Origin of the sequence: Klebsiella sp. CD33, assembly GCF_051992865.1 — a bacterium.
Lineage (GTDB): Bacteria > Pseudomonadota > Gammaproteobacteria > Enterobacterales > Enterobacteriaceae > Klebsiella > Klebsiella pneumoniae.
In genome coordinates this window covers 4,875,879-4,890,941 of sequence record NZ_CP197023.1, presented here as the reverse complement: position 1 = coordinate 4,890,941, position 15,063 = coordinate 4,875,879, and the positions used below count along the sequence as shown (strand labels likewise).

The window sequence follows — 15,063 nt, the reverse complement described above, 5'->3', positions numbered from 1 at the left end:
TGGAAGCCCTAAACTTTTGCCCCTTCTGCCAACTTATGGCAGCAGCAAACTCGAACCCTGCGTCACCCGGCTCTCCAGAACTTCATGCGCCCGCCGCGCTTCGCTCAGCGGATAGATCTGACTTTCAGCCACGTCCACTTTAATCACCCCGCTGGCGATCAGCGAAAACAATTCACTGCAGGCTTCCTCCAGTTCTTCCCGGTTGGTGATATAGCCCTGCAGCGATGGGCGAGTGACGTACAGGGAGCCTTTTTGATTCAGGATCCCCAGATTAACGCCGGTCACCGGACCGGAGGAGTTACCAAAGCTGACCATCAGGCCGCGGCGCTGCAGGCAGTCCAGAGAGGCCTCCCAGGTATCTTTCCCCACCGAGTCGTAGACGACGGCCACTTTCTTACCGTCGGTGAGCGCCTTGAGCCGCTCCACGATAGACTCCTCGCGATAGTTAATCACCTGCCAGGCGCCCGCCTCTTTGGCGCGCTGCGCTTTCTGCGAGCTGCCGACGGTACCGATAAGTTTCGCCCCCAGCGCTTTCGCCCACTGACAGGCTATCAGCCCCACGCCGCCAGCGGCCGCGTGAAACAGGAACATCTCATCAGGCTTAATTTCATAGGTTTTGCGCAGCAGATACCAGACCGTTAATCCTTTGAGGAACGACGCGGCGGCCTGTTCGAAAGAGATAGCGTCCGGCAGGACCGCCGCTTTGTCGGCCAGCACATTGTGTACCGTGCTGTAGGCGCCGAGCGCCGACTGGGCGTACACCACCCGATCGCCTACCTTAATATGCGTGACCCCATGGCCAACTTTACTGACGATGCCGGCCGCCTCGGTGCCCAGGCCGCTCGGCAGCGACGGCGGCGGATAGAGGCCGCTGCGAACATAGGTGTCGATATAGTTGATGCCGATGGCTTTGTTTTCGACCTGAATCTCATGTTCTGCGGGATCGCGTGGCGTGAACTCAACCGCCTGAAGCACCTCCGGTCCCCCGTGTTTCGAAAATTCGATGCGTGTTGCCATGTTCGCTCCTGTGTTGTTCCGAGATTATTCAGTAAGCTTAACAGCCTGCGCCGGCGGCGACGGATTTTCTTACCCGCCTCAGGCCTGCCACGCTTAATGGGTTCTTTAGCGGCAATGGCTTTCTCGCTATACTGTCACGCTCTTTTCCGGATCGGTGAAATGTTAGGCTATGGCAGGAAATAAACCCTTCAACAAACCACAGACAGAAACCCGCGAACGCGATCCGCAGCTCGCCGGGCTGAAAGTCCCGCCGCACTCGATTGAAGCGGAGCAGTCGGTGTTGGGCGGTTTAATGCTGGATAACGAGCGCTGGGACGACGTCGCCGAACGCGTCGTTGCCGACGACTTTTATACCCGTCCGCACCGTCATATTTTTACCGAGATGGCGCGCCTGCAGGAGTCCGGCAGCCCGATTGACCTGATTACGCTCGCCGAGTCGCTGGAGCGTCAGGGGCAGCTGGACAGCGTGGGCGGCTTCGCCTATCTGGCCGAACTGTCCAAAAACACGCCCAGCGCGGCTAACATCAGCGCCTATGCCGACATCGTGCGCGAACGCGCGGTGGTGCGCGAAATGATTTCGGTGGCCAACGAGATCGCCGAAGCCGGCTTCGACCCACAGGGGCGAACCAGCGAAGATCTGCTCGACCTCGCCGAATCCCGGGTTTTCAAAATCGCCGAAAGCCGGGCCAACAAAGACGAAGGGCCGAAGAACATCGCCGATGTCCTCGATGCCACTGTCGCCCGTATCGAACAGCTGTTCCAGCAGCCCCATGACGGCGTCACCGGGGTCAATACCGGCTACGACGACCTCAACAAAAAGACCGCCGGCCTGCAGCCGTCGGATCTGATTATCGTCGCCGCCCGTCCATCGATGGGTAAAACGACCTTCGCGATGAACCTCGTGGAAAACGCGGCGATGCTGCAGGACAAACCGGTATTAATCTTCAGTCTCGAGATGCCCTCGGAACAGATCATGATGCGTTCTCTGGCCTCGCTGTCGCGCGTCGATCAGACCCGCATTCGTACCGGTCAACTGGACGACGAAGACTGGGCGCGGATCTCCGGCACCATGGGCATCCTGCTGGAAAAGCGCAATATCTATATCGATGACTCCTCCGGCCTGACGCCGACGGAGGTGCGCTCCCGCGCGCGGCGTATCGCCCGCGAGCACGGCGGCATCGGACTGATTATGATCGACTACCTGCAGCTGATGCGCGTGCCGTCGCTCTCCGACAACCGTACCCTTGAGATTGCCGAAATCTCCCGCTCGCTGAAGGCGCTGGCGAAAGAGCTGCAGGTGCCGGTGGTGGCGCTGTCGCAGCTTAACCGCTCGCTGGAGCAGCGCGCCGATAAGCGCCCGGTCAACTCCGACCTGCGTGAGTCCGGCTCTATCGAACAGGATGCCGACTTAATCATGTTCATTTACCGTGATGAGGTCTATCACGAGAACAGCGATCTTAAAGGCATCGCGGAAATTATCATTGGTAAACAACGTAACGGCCCGATCGGCACCGTGCGACTGACCTTTAACGGCCAGTGGTCGCGTTTCGATAATTATGCCGGTCCTCAGTATGATGATGAGTAATCCTTCCGCCTTCTTTTATTAAGGAATTCAAATGCAAGCGGCAACTGTAGTTATCAACCGCCGCGCTCTGCGACACAACCTGCAACGTCTGCGTGAACTGGCGCCCGCCAGCAAACTGGTTGCGGTAGTGAAAGCGAACGCCTACGGACACGGTCTTCTCGAGACCGCGCGAACGCTGACCGACGCCGACGCCTTTGGCGTCGCCCGCCTGGAAGAGGCGCTGCGCCTGCGAGCGGGGGGCATCGCCCAGCCGATCCTCCTGCTGGAAGGCTTTTTTGCTGCGGAAGACCTGGCGGTGATCGCCGCCCAGCGCCTGCATACGGCGGTGCATAGCCCCGAACAGCTGGCGGCGCTGGAGCAAGCCGATCTCCCCGAGCCGGTGACCGTGTGGATGAAGCTGGATACCGGCATGCATCGCTTAGGGGTGCGCCCGGAGGAAGCCGAGGCGTTTTATCAGCGTCTGAGCCAGTGTAAAAACGTCCGCCAGCCGGTGAACGTGGTGAGCCACTTCGCGCGCGCCGATGAGCCGACCTGCGGCGCCACCGAACGCCAGCTGGACATCTTCACCACCTTTACCGAAGGCAAGCCGGGCTTGCGCTCTATCGCCGCCTCGGGCGGCATTCTGCTGTGGCCGCAATCGCATTACGACTGGGTGCGCCCCGGAATTATCCTGTATGGCGTGTCGCCGCTGGACGATCGCTCCACCGGGAAAGATTTCGGCTGCCAGCCGGTGATGACCCTGACGTCCAGCCTGATTGCGGTGCGCGAGCATAAAGCAGGGGAGCCCGTCGGGTACGGCGGCACCTGGATCAGCGAACGCGATACCCGTCTCGGCGTGGTGGCGATGGGCTATGGCGACGGTTATCCGCGTGCGGCACCGTCGGGCACGCCGGTACTGGTCAATGGCCGGGAAGTGCCGATTGTCGGCCGGGTGGCGATGGATATGATCTGCGTTGACCTCGGACCGCAGGCCCAGGATAAGGCCGGCGACGCGGTAGTGCTGTGGGGAGAGGGGCTCCCGGTAGAGCGCATCGCCGAGATAACGAAAGTGAGTGCTTACGAACTTATTACGCGACTGACCTCCCGCGTCGCCATGAAATACCTCGACTAAGCCTCTGGCGTACCGGATAGTACAGAGGCTGATCCGGTACGCACCAGGCCTGCGGCGCTCAAAAAAGCGGTTTATACCGCTGCGCGGTCACTTTCCCCTCAACATCCTCTCGACCTGCCGTCATATCCGGTTTATTGTGTAAGAACCTGCCCCATGTAAACCTGGAGATACATCGCGTGTTTCAAAAAGTTGACGCCTACGCCGGCGACCCTATTCTTTCTCTGATGGAACGCTTCAAAGAAGACCCGCGAAGCGACAAAGTCAACCTGAGTATCGGGCTGTACTACAACGATGACGGCATTATCCCGCAGCTGCAGGCGGTGGCGGAAGCGGAAGCACGCCTGAACGCCGAGCCGCATGGCGCCTCGCTGTATCTGCCAATGGAAGGGTTGAGCGGCTACCGTCAGGCGATTGCGCCGCTGCTGTTTGGCGCAGAGCATACCGCGCTTAAGCAAAATCGCATTGCCTCTATTCAGACGGTCGGCGGTTCGGGCGCGCTGAAGGTCGGGGCCGACTTCCTCAAACGTTACTTTCCTGAGTCTCATGTCTGGGTCAGCGATCCGACCTGGGAAAACCACATCGCCATTTTTGAAGGGGCTGGCTTCGAAGTAAGTACTTACCCCTGGTTTGATAAAGCCACCAACGGCGTGCGCTTTGAGGACCTGCTGGCGACGCTGCAAACGCTGCCGGCCCGCGATATTGTGCTGCTGCACCCTTGCTGCCACAACCCGACCGGCGCCGACCTGACGCCAGCCCAGTGGGACCGCGTGGTTGAGGTATTGAAAGCGCGTCAGCTGATCCCCTTCCTCGACATCGCCTACCAGGGCTTTGGCGGGGGGCTGGAAGAGGATGCCTACGCTATTCGCGCCATCGCCAGCGCCGGGATGCCGATGCTGGTCAGCAACTCGTTCTCCAAAATTTTCTCGCTGTACGGGGAGCGCGTCGGCGGTCTGTCCGTGGTCTGTGAAGACAGCGAAACCGCGGGCCGCGTGCTGGGTCAGCTGAAGGCCACCGTGCGCCGCAACTACTCCAGCCCGCCAAGCTTTGGCGCGCAGGTGGTGGCGACGGTGCTGAACGATGCAGCTCTGAAAGCCACCTGGCAGGCGGAAGTGGACGCCATGCGCGCGCACATCCTGACCATGCGCCAGGCGCTGGTCGACGCGCTGCAGCAGGTTGCCCCGGGCAGCAAAGTGGATTACCTGCTCAAGCAGCGCGGGATGTTCAGCTATACCGGATTTAGCGCGGCGCAGGTGGATCGTCTGCGCGATGAGTTTGGCGTCTACCTGATTGCCAGCGGACGCATGTGCGTGGCGGGGTTAAACTCACGTAATGTTCAGCAGGTAGCGAAAGCTTTTGCCGCGGTAATGTAAGCCGCTCTCCAGCAGGTTGTCTCTGCCGGTCAACGGGCAGGGGCAACCCCTCGGATGTGATCATCCTCTTTTTCTATGACATCTGCGCGAAAAAGGCTTTTCATCCATGCCGCCGGCGGGTAAGGTCGGGACGTTGATAAGCATGCACATTATTGAAAACAATAATGATTGATAGATTTAGGGATAAATATGCGCAAACTTACTCTCGCCCTTGCGGCGGCTTCTCTCCTGTTCACGCTGAACAGCGCCGTTGTGGCGCGCGCCTCCACGCCGCAGCCGCTGTGGGTCGGCACCAACGTGGCCCAGCTGGCCGAGCAGGCGCCGATCCACTGGGTTTCGGTGGCGCAAATTGAGAACAGCCTGCTGGGGCGGCCGCCGATGGCCGTCGGCTTTGATATCGATGACACCGTCCTCTTCTCCAGTCCGGGTTTCTGGCGCGGGCAAAAATCCTTCTCTCCCGGCAGCGAGGATTACCTGAAAAACCCGCAGTTCTGGGAAAAAATGAACAATGGCTGGGATGAATTCAGCATGCCGAAAGAGGTGGCGCGCCAGCTGATTGCGATGCATGTGAAGCGCGGGGACAGCATCTGGTTCGTCACCGGCCGCAGCCAGACCAAAACCGAAACCGTTTCTAAAACCCTGCAGGATGATTTTCTCATCCCGGCCGCCAATATGAATCCGGTGATTTTCGCTGGCGATAAGCCTGGCCAGAACACCAAGACCCAGTGGCTGCAGGCGAAGCAGATAAAGGTTTTCTACGGCGATTCGGATAACGATATCACCGCCGCCCGCGAAGCGGGCGCCCGTGGCATCCGCGTGCTGCGGGCCGCCAACTCCTCCTATAAGCCGTTGCCGATGGCTGGCGCGCTGGGCGAGGAAGTAATCGTCAATTCCGAATACTGATGACCGCCTGAACGCGATAAACGGCAGCGACGGCGCTGCCGTTTTTTTATGCAAAATCAGGGGTGGAAGGTTTTACCTTTTCACGTATTGCTGCACACTTAGAAGGATTCATTCGCAAAAGGAGTCAATGATGTGGTATCAGCAAACCCTGACGCTTGGGCCAAAATCCCGCGGTTTTCATCTGGTCACCGACGAAATCCTTGGCCAGATCCGCGGGCTGTCCGGGGTGAAGGTTGGCCTGCTGCACCTCCTGCTCCAGCATACTTCCGCTTCCCTGACGCTCAACGAAAACTGCGATCCCACCGTCCGCTACGACATGGAGCAGTATTTTCTCAACGCCGTACCGGACAATGCGCCGTATGAACATGACTATGAAGGCCCTGACGATATGCCGTCGCACATCAAATCATCAATGCTTGGCGTGTCGCTAATGCTGCCGGTCGAGGACGGACGCGTCAGGCTGGGAACCTGGCAGGGCATCTGGCTGGGGGAGCATCGGATACACGGCGGTTCGCGGCGCATCGTTGCGACGCTCATGGGGGAATAAAAGATGACAATTTCGGAGTTATTACAGTACTGCATGGCGAAACCGGGAGCAGAGCAGAGCGTCCACAGCGACTGGAAAGCCACGCAGATTAAGGTCTCAGACGTGCTGTTTGCCATGGTGAAGGAGGTTGAGGACCAGCGGCCGGCGGTCGCGCTGAAGGCGAGTCCGGAGCTGGCTGAGCTGCTGCGTCAGCAGCATCGCGATGTCCGGCCCAGCCAGCATCTCAATAAAGCGCACTGGAGCACCGTCTATCTGGATGGCTCGCTGCCGGATTCGCAAATCTACTACCTGGTCGATGCGTCTTATCAGCAGGCGGTGAAAATGCTGCCGGAGCCGGTCCGGCAGCAGCTTACCCGCTAATTATTTCAGCATGGGCTTGAGGAAGCGCGCGGTGTGCGAGGCTTCGCACTCGGCGACGGTTTCCGGCGTACCGGAGACCAGGATTTCGCCGCCGCCGCTGCCGCCTTCCGGGCCGAGATCGACAATCCAGTCGGCAGTTTTAATCACATCGAGGTTGTGCTCAATCACCACGATGGTATTGCCCTGATCGCGCAGCTGGTGCAGCACTTCCAGCAACTGCTGGATATCGGCGAAGTGCAGACCGGTGGTCGGCTCATCGAGGATATACAGCGTCTGGCCGGTACCGCGCTTGGACAACTCGCGCGCCAGCTTCACGCGCTGCGCCTCGCCGCCGGACAGGGTCGTCGCCGACTGGCCAAGGCGGATATAGGTCAGGCCGACGTCCATCAGGGTTTGCAGCTTACGCGCCAGCGCCGGCACGGCATCAAAGAATTCACGCGCCTCTTCAATGGTCATATCCAGCACTTCGTGGATGGTCTTACCCTTGTACTTAATCTCCAGCGTTTCGCGGTTATAGCGTTTGCCTTTGCACTGGTCGCACGGCACGTAGATATCCGGCAGGAAGTGCATTTCGACCTTGATCACTCCATCGCCCTGGCAGGCTTCGCAGCGCCCACCGCGAACGTTAAAGCTAAAGCGCCCCGGCGTATAGCCGCGTGAGCGAGACTCCGGTACGCCGGCGAACAGCTCGCGCACCGGGGTAAACACACCGGTATAGGTTGCCGGGTTGGAGCGCGGCGTCCGGCCGATCGGGCTCTGGTCGATATCGATCACTTTATCGAAATGTTCCAGCCCCTGGATATCGCGATACGGCGCTGGTTCGGCGATGGTCGCGCCGTTGAGCTGGCGCTGGGCAATCGGGAACAGGGTATCGTTGATCAGCGTGGATTTACCCGAGCCGGAGACGCCGGTGATGCAGGTAAACAGGCCCACTGGCAGGGTCAGCGTTACATCCTTCAGGTTGTTGCCGCGCGCGCCGGTCAGCTTGAGGACTTTCTCCGGGTTGGCGGGCACGCGCTGTTTCGGCACTTCAATTTTGCGTTTACCGCTCATGAACTGGCCGGTCAGGGATTCCGGGACCGCCATAATGGCCTCCAGCGGCCCTTCCGCTACTACCTGGCCGCCGTGAACGCCAGCGCCGGGACCGATATCGATCACATGGTCGGCGGCGCGAATGGCGTCTTCGTCGTGCTCAACGACGATCACCGTGTTGCCTAAATTACGCAGGTGGATCAGGGTGCCGAGCAGGCGTTCGTTATCGCGCTGGTGCAGGCCGATAGAGGGTTCATCCAGCACGTACATCACGCCAACCAGCCCGGCGCCAATCTGGCTTGCCAGACGGATACGCTGGGCTTCGCCGCCGGAGAGCGTTTCCGCCGAGCGGGAGAGCGTCAGGTAGTTGAGGCCGACGTTGACGAGGAATTTCAGACGATCGCCAATCTCTTTCAGCACTTTTTCGGCGATTTTCGCCCGCTGGCCGGAGAGCTTCAGATTGTTGAAGAAATCCATCGCATGGCCGATGCTCATATCGGAGATGGTCGGCAGCGGGGTGTTTTCCACAAACACGTGGCGCGCCTCGCGACGCAGACGCGTGCCGTCGCAGCTGGCGCACGGACGGTTGCTGATGAACTTCGCCAGCTCTTCGCGCACCGCGCTGGATTCCGTCTCTTTGTAACGGCGCTCCATGTTATACAGCACGCCTTCGAACGGATGGCGGCGCACCGAGGTATCCCCGCGGTCGTTCATGTATTTGAATTCAATACTTTCTTTACCTGAACCGTACAGCACCACTTTCTGCACGTTGGCGCTGAGGGTGCCCCATGGCGCTTCGACGTCGAATTTATAGTGCTCCGCCAGCGACTTCAGCATCTGGAAGTAGTAGAAGTTACGCCGATCCCAGCCGCGGATGGCGCCGCCCGCCAGCGACAGCTCGGGATTTTGCACCACGCGATCGGGATCGAAATATTGCTGCACGCCGAGGCCGTCGCAGGTCGGGCAGGCGCCCGCCGGGTTGTTAAAGGAGAACAGACGCGGCTCCAGCTCGCGCATGCTGTAGCCGCAGATCGGGCAGGCGAAGTTGGCGGAAAACAGCAGTTCTTCCGCTTTCTCATCATCCATATTAGCCACAATGGCGGTCCCGCCGGAGAGCTCCAGCGCGGTTTCAAACGACTCGGCCAGGCGCTGCGCCAGATCGTCGCGCACCTTGAAGCGGTCGATGACTACCTCAATGGTGTGCTTCTTCTGCAGCTCCAGCTTCGGCGGATCCGACAGATCGCAGACCTCGCCGTCGATCCGCGCGCGGATGTAGCCCTGACTGGCGAGGTTTTCCAGGGTTTTAGTGTGCTCGCCTTTGCGCTCTTTAATAATGGGCGCCAGCAGCATCAGGCGCAGGCCTTCCGGCTGGGCGAGGACATTATCGACCATCTGACTGACGGTTTGCGCCGCCAGCGGCACGTCATGATCCGGACAGCGCGGTTCGCCTACGCGGGCGTACAGCAGACGCAGATAGTCGTGAATTTCGGTAATAGTACCCACCGTCGAGCGGGGGTTGTGAGAGGTTGATTTCTGTTCGATGGAAATCGCCGGCGACAGCCCTTCGATATGGTCGACGTCCGGCTTCTCCATCAGCGACAGGAACTGTCGCGCATAGGCGGAGAGCGATTCGACGTAGCGACGCTGGCCTTCGGCATACAGGGTGTCGAAAGCGAGTGAAGATTTGCCAGACCCGGAAAGCCCGGTGACGACAATGAGTTTGTCGCGCGGGATAACGAGGTTGATGTTTTTGAGATTATGGGTGCGGGCGCCCCGAACTTCGATCTTATCCATTCACCTTTCCCGGTAGGTAGATACACGGATTGCCTGGTTTGCTTGAAGGACAAACGGCAGAAACGGCTAATTATGACACAATTTAACCTGAATGAATATACAGTATCGGAATGCAAATTCGGGTCCAGTGTGCAACAATGTCGTAGCCGGGTACTATCTCTGGAATCAGCCTCGCAGCTATTAAAATGCTACGTGGAAATGGTACACTCGCGCGTTTACACTATTAAGAAACGTATTCAGGAGACACGAACATGGCCAGCAGAGGCGTAAACAAGGTGATTCTCGTCGGTAATCTGGGGCAGGACCCGGAAGTACGCTACATGCCAAGTGGCGGCGCTGTCGCCAACTTCACGCTGGCAACTTCCGAATCCTGGCGTGACAAGCAGACCGGCGAAATGAAAGAGCAGACCGAGTGGCACCGCGTTGTGCTGTTCGGCAAACTGGCGGAAGTCGCTGGTGAGTATCTTCGTAAAGGCTCACAGGTGTACATTGAAGGCCAGCTGCGTACCCGCAAGTGGACCGATCAATCCGGTCAGGACAAATACACCACCGAAGTGGTGGTGAACGTGGGCGGCACCATGCAGATGCTGGGCGGCCGTCAGGGCGGCGGCGCACCGGCAGGCGGCGGCCAGCAGCAGGGCGGTTGGGGTCAGCCGCAGCAGCCGCAGGGCGGCAACCAGTTCAGCGGCGGCGCGCAGTCCCGTCCGCAGCAGCAGGCCCCGGCAGCGCCTTCCAACGAACCGCCGATGGACTTCGACGACGACATCCCGTTCTAAGGCTTGCCTTAGGCGCACTGTCTGCGCAGTCGAAAACAGAAAGCCCCGGTTTCGCCGGGGCTTTTTCTTTGTTATTCCTGCACCGTCATTTCAGGATGGAATTTGACCTACGGTAACGAGCGATTCAGATGACGGGCACCTGAGCGGTGGCGGCTGTCGCCACGCTGGGCTGCGGTTTGACTGGCTGCGCCACCGGCTCCTGCCGCGGTACGGCCGTCGCTTTCTGTTTGCGGGCCATGTCATCGACGATCAGCCGATAGGCGATGTAATACTTATAGATATTGCTGACGTAGGTTACCGTCTCGGCGCCAATTTTTTCTGCCGCCATATTTTCGACGTTACCGAACCAGACGTTCGGGTCAAATCCTCGCTGTTTAGTCATGGTGCGCAGGCGGGCGATACGCGCCGGACCCGCGTTATAGGAGGCAAAGGTAAACAGCGCTTTATCGAGCCGGGTCATGGGCTCATCGGCATAGTACCGATCCATCATCCAGCGCATGTATTTCACGCCGGCATGGATATTGGGATCCAGCTGTTTAATATCGCCCACCTTCAGCTCTTTTCCAGTGCTGGGCATCACCTGCATAACGCCGATGGCGCCGACGTGGCTCCGTACCGACTGATTCAGCCGCGACTCCTGGTATCCCTGGGCCGCCATCAGCAGCCAGTCGACGTCGTAACGATCGCCGTACTTGCGGAAGACATCTACCATCGCGAGGAATTTGCGTCGTTCCTTACTCGCCGCGGCATTTTTGACATATTTAGCATTTTTCAGGTAACGCAGCAGGAGAGTATTGCCCAGCGTGGTGCCCTGACGATTCTTTTTGACGAAGTTGTTCAGTACCGCCAGCAGCTGCGGGCTGTCTTTGCGTACCGCCCAGGCAATTTCGCCGCCCTCGCGCAGCACCACATTGTCATGGACCTGAATTTTTGGAAACACCTGTTTCCAGAACAACGCTTTATGCTGATCGATGACGATCAGCGGAATCAGCCCGGCGTTGAGCATTTCCAGCAGATCTTCATCCTCCAGCGCTTCCGGCGCCGCCTCCAGTATCACCGGTGGGCGCGACTCACCGGCAAATCGGGCGTTCAGCGCTTGCAGGCTGTCGTAATAGCTGGAGGAGCGGCGAACAAAGACGGTTTGACCAGAGAGTTGCTCCAGGCTGTCGACCTTCGGTGAAGCCGGGCCGGAGATCAGTAATTCTTTCACGTTGCTGTAGAGCGGCTGGGCGAAATCGACCTGTGCTTCCCGCGAGGGCGTGATAGTCAGATTGGCAGCCGCAATATCGCCTTTACCTTCATTAAGCGCGATAAAGAGATTGTCCCGACTGACCGGCACAAAAACGATATGCAGCTTCAGGTGGCGCTGTTTGAGCTTTTTATTCTTCGCTAGCTGTTTATTCAGATCGTTTTCCAGCGCGATAAAAATGTCGTGCGTCGCCCCGCGCTGGGTGCCTTTATCAATAAAAAAGAAGGTCTTGCTGTAGGTGGTTAATACCCGAATGGTACGACGGTCGATCATGCCAGGCAAATCGCCTCTCCATGGCCGTAGCATATCGTCGATATGAATCGACAGCGTGTTGTCTTCGGCTGCTGCCGGCGGCGCTTTTTCCGCCTCTACTGCCGGCAGCAGAGGAGCGAATAACAGTGTCGCGAGGCAGGTGAGCCAGGCGATAAACAGACGTGATAGCGAGTAGGCGTTCATGGAGGAATACTCCGCAGGGGATGTGATTATTTTAGCAGAACGGCCGCCGTTAGCTGGGAACGACAAGGGCGTAAAAAACATAACGATGCCGACAAATAGTTTTCTCCCATTTTATCGCTTACTATTAATGTGTTTTTATCTTTACTTTAACTATGGAGATAATATGGCGGAAATGTGTGTTTTTAATGATAAATAGAAAATAATGATGATGTTTTTATTTTATCTCTCCCCATCTGTTTTGTTGTAACCTTTTGATTGTTAGTGTTTATTTTATTTTTCTCCGATATTGATTATTATCATCTTGATAATGAATCTCATTTTTATTACCGTAACACGGCACATTACTCTAATGACACGCTGTCTGGATTACGCTATCAAAGAATAGCGCGCAGCGCTTTTTCTCTAATGATGAAACAGGGCACTTAATTTTATTATGCCTCACGCTTTTTTTTATTCCCATTAATGCCGGGAAGGCGCTGACCTGCGCCAAAATCTGGCGACGCGCTGAGGCAAGTATTTTATCCCATTGTTTTTTCAATTGGGGAAGGCGTTATGCCCGACAGCAACAGAAAACAGGGCATATTCTATGAAATACACGTCTCACTTCCCGCTGGGGATCGTCATTCCTCTGCTCGCCTGTAGCGTGCCGCTGCAGGCGGCAGAGAACATGACCGAACAATCGACGCCTGACGAGAGCGCCGCCACTGCCGAAAATCACGAGGAGACGATGGTCATAACCGCCGCCAGGCAGAACCTGCAGGCGCCGGGCGTGTCGACCATCACCGCAGAAGAGATCCGCAAACATCCCCCCGCCCGCGATGTGTCGGAGTTAATTCGTACGCAGCCCGGGGTAAACCTGACCGGCAACTCCACCAGCGGGCAGCGCGGCAACAACCGGCAAATTGATATCCGTGGCATGGGGCCCGAGAATACGCTGGTGCTGGTCGATGGTAAACCGGTGACCAGCCGTAACTCGGTGCGGTATGGCTGGCGCGGCGATCGTGACTCCCGCGGCGATACCAGTTGGGTGCCAGCGGAGATGATCGATCATATCGATGTGATCCGCGGCCCGGCGGCGGCGCGCTATGGTAATGGCGCGATGGGCGGGGTCGTCAACATCGTGACCAAACCGACCACGCGAGAATGGCACGGGTCGTGGAATACCTATATGAATGCTCCGCAGCACCGTAAAGAAGGGGCGACGAAACGTACTAACTTTAGCCTCAATGGTCCGCTGTCGGACAGTGTCAGCTTCAATCTCTGGGGTAATCTGAGTAAAACCCAGGCCGATGCACAGGATATTAACGCCGGGCATGAAGCGGAACGTACCGGTTCCTACGCCGGTTCTTATCCCGCCGGACGTGAAGGGGTGGTGAACAAAGATATTCACAGTAAGCTGCGCTGGGAGTTTGCCCCGATGCAGGCCCTGGAGTTTGAGGCCGGTTACAGCCGCCAGGGTAATCTCTATGCCGGCGACACACAAAACACCAATACCAGTACGCTGGTGAAGAGTATGTACGGGAAAGAGACCAACCGTCTCTACCGGCAAACTTACGGCGTAACATGGACCGGCGGCTGGGATAATGGCGTGACCAGCAATAGCTATGCCCAGTACGAACACACCCGTAACTCGCGAATGGATGAAGGGCTGGCGGGCGGTACGGAAGGGATCTTCTCCAGTAGCGAGTTTTCAGATATCGATCTGGCCGATGTCCTGCTACATAGTGAAGTGAATATTCCGTTTACGCTGGGGGTCGATCAGAATCTGACGCTGGGGACAGAATGGAATCAGCAGCGGATGAAAGATGGCGTATCGACAACCCAGGCGCTCTCTTACGGCACTATCGATGGCGTATCGGCTACCGGTCGTAGCCCGTACTCCAGCGCCGAGATCTTCTCGCTGTTTACCGAAGATAATATGGCGCTAACGGACAGCACCATGCTGACACCCGCTCTGCGCTTCGATCACCACAGCATCGTCGGCAATAACTGGAGCCCCTCACTGAACCTGTCTCAGGAGCTGACGGACGACTGGACGCTGAAGCTGGGCATTGCCCGCGCTTACAAGGCGCCTAACCTCTACCAGTTGAACCCGAACTATATTCTCTACAGCAACGGTCAAGGCTGTTACGCCAGTAGTTCCGCCTGCTATCTGATGGGGAATAGCGATCTGAAAGCGGAGACCAGCGTTAATAAAGAGATTGGTCTTGAGTACAAGCATGATGGCTATCAGGCGGGGATCACCTGGTTCCGTAACGACTATCACAATAAGATTGAGTCAGGGTATGCGGCGGTGGGTACCGCCAGCAACGGCACCACCAATATCTATCAGTGGGAAAACGTACCAAAGGCGTTAGTGGAAGGCCTGGAAGGAACGCTGAATCTGCCGGTGGGGGAGGCGGTTAACTGGAGCAATAACCTGACCTGGATGCTGCAGAGCAAGAATAAGACGACCGGCGACCGGCTGTCAGTGATCCCGCAGTTTACCCTGAACTCGACCCTAAGCTGGCAGGTTCGTGAAGATCTCTCCCTGCAGAGCACCTTTACCTGGTATGGCCGACAGAAACCAAAACGCTTCAATTATAAGGGCGAGGCGGTCAGCGGCAGCGAACTAAACGAAGTCAGCCCATACAGCATTGTCGGCCTCAGTGCGACCTGGGATGTGAACAAAAATCTGAGCTTCACCAGCGGGATAGATAACCTGTTTGATATCCGCCACTACCGGGCAGGGAATGCGCAAACGACCGGCAACGCGACGACGGGAGCTTATCTGTATGGCGCGGGTGCCGAGACCTATAACGAATCGGGGCGGACCTTCTTTATGAGCGTTAATACTCATTTCTGATGATCCTGATGAGGAGTA

Annotated in this window: 11 protein-coding genes; 8 read left to right on the top strand and 3 right to left on the bottom strand. The window is 57.7% G+C overall.

The features are described 5' to 3' along the window. Positions 1 to 33 precede the first annotated feature (33 nt). Positions 34 to 1,017: a quinone oxidoreductase gene (locus ACR809_RS23930; protein WP_004186480.1), complete on the bottom strand. Its 984-nt coding sequence runs from the start codon at positions 1,015 to 1,017 to the stop codon at positions 34 to 36. 169 nt (positions 1,018 to 1,186) lie between these two features. Here ACR809_RS23930 and dnaB point away from each other — a divergent pair, with 169 nt between their 5' ends. The 6 genes from dnaB to ACR809_RS23900 all read left to right on the top strand — a co-directional run bounded on the left by dnaB (position 1,187) and on the right by ACR809_RS23900 (position 6,893). Then, positions 1,187 to 2,602, top strand: a complete 1,416-nt coding sequence (gene dnaB / locus ACR809_RS23925; protein WP_002884942.1) for a replicative DNA helicase — start codon at positions 1,187 to 1,189, stop codon at positions 2,600 to 2,602. Between the two features lie 31 nt (positions 2,603 to 2,633). Continuing rightward, entirely contained in the window at positions 2,634 to 3,713 is a 1,080-nt protein-coding gene (gene alr / locus ACR809_RS23920; RefSeq protein WP_002884943.1) for an alanine racemase, read from the top strand. Positions 3,714 to 3,889: 176 nt separating this feature from the next. After that, positions 3,890 to 5,083, top strand: coding sequence for an aromatic amino acid transaminase (gene tyrB / locus ACR809_RS23915; RefSeq protein ID WP_002884946.1), 1,194 nt, complete (start codon positions 3,890 to 3,892; stop codon positions 5,081 to 5,083). A gap of 189 nt (positions 5,084 to 5,272) precedes the next feature. Continuing rightward, positions 5,273 to 5,986: an acid phosphatase AphA gene (gene aphA / locus ACR809_RS23910; RefSeq protein WP_004177847.1), complete on the top strand. Its 714-nt coding sequence runs from the start codon at positions 5,273 to 5,275 to the stop codon at positions 5,984 to 5,986. 130 nt (positions 5,987 to 6,116) lie between these two features. Beyond that, positions 6,117 to 6,533 carry a secondary thiamine-phosphate synthase enzyme YjbQ gene (locus ACR809_RS23905; RefSeq protein ID WP_002884951.1) on the top strand — a complete coding sequence of 139 codons (417 nt, stop codon included), beginning with the start codon at positions 6,117 to 6,119 and terminating at the stop codon, positions 6,531 to 6,533. 3 nt (positions 6,534 to 6,536) lie between these two features. Continuing rightward, a complete protein-coding gene (locus tag ACR809_RS23900; protein WP_002884953.1) occupies positions 6,537 to 6,893 on the top strand; it encodes an MmcQ/YjbR family DNA-binding protein in 357 nt (118 codons plus the stop codon). On the opposite strand, the gene uvrA is transcribed toward ACR809_RS23900, so the two are convergent. After that, complete coding sequence (gene uvrA, locus ACR809_RS23895) at positions 6,894 to 9,719, bottom strand: excinuclease ABC subunit UvrA (protein WP_122051613.1); 2,826 nt, start codon at positions 9,717 to 9,719, stop codon at positions 6,894 to 6,896. Between the two features lie 251 nt (positions 9,720 to 9,970). Here uvrA and ssb1 point away from each other — a divergent pair, with 251 nt between their 5' ends. Continuing rightward, entirely contained in the window at positions 9,971 to 10,495 is a 525-nt protein-coding gene (gene ssb1, locus ACR809_RS23890; protein ID WP_004151744.1) for a single-stranded DNA-binding protein SSB1, read from the top strand. Positions 10,496 to 10,619: 124 nt separating this feature from the next. Here ssb1 and ACR809_RS23885 read toward each other — a convergent pair whose 3' ends face one another. Continuing rightward, positions 10,620 to 12,200, bottom strand: coding sequence for a lytic transglycosylase F (locus ACR809_RS23885; RefSeq protein ID WP_122051612.1), 1,581 nt, complete (start codon positions 12,198 to 12,200; stop codon positions 10,620 to 10,622). Between the two features lie 586 nt (positions 12,201 to 12,786). Here ACR809_RS23885 and ACR809_RS23880 point away from each other — a divergent pair. Further along, positions 12,787 to 15,045 (top strand): TonB-dependent siderophore receptor, encoded by a 2,259-nt coding sequence (locus tag ACR809_RS23880; protein WP_004177845.1) that lies wholly within the window; start codon positions 12,787 to 12,789, stop codon positions 15,043 to 15,045. The last annotated feature ends 18 nt before the right edge of the window (positions 15,046 to 15,063 follow it).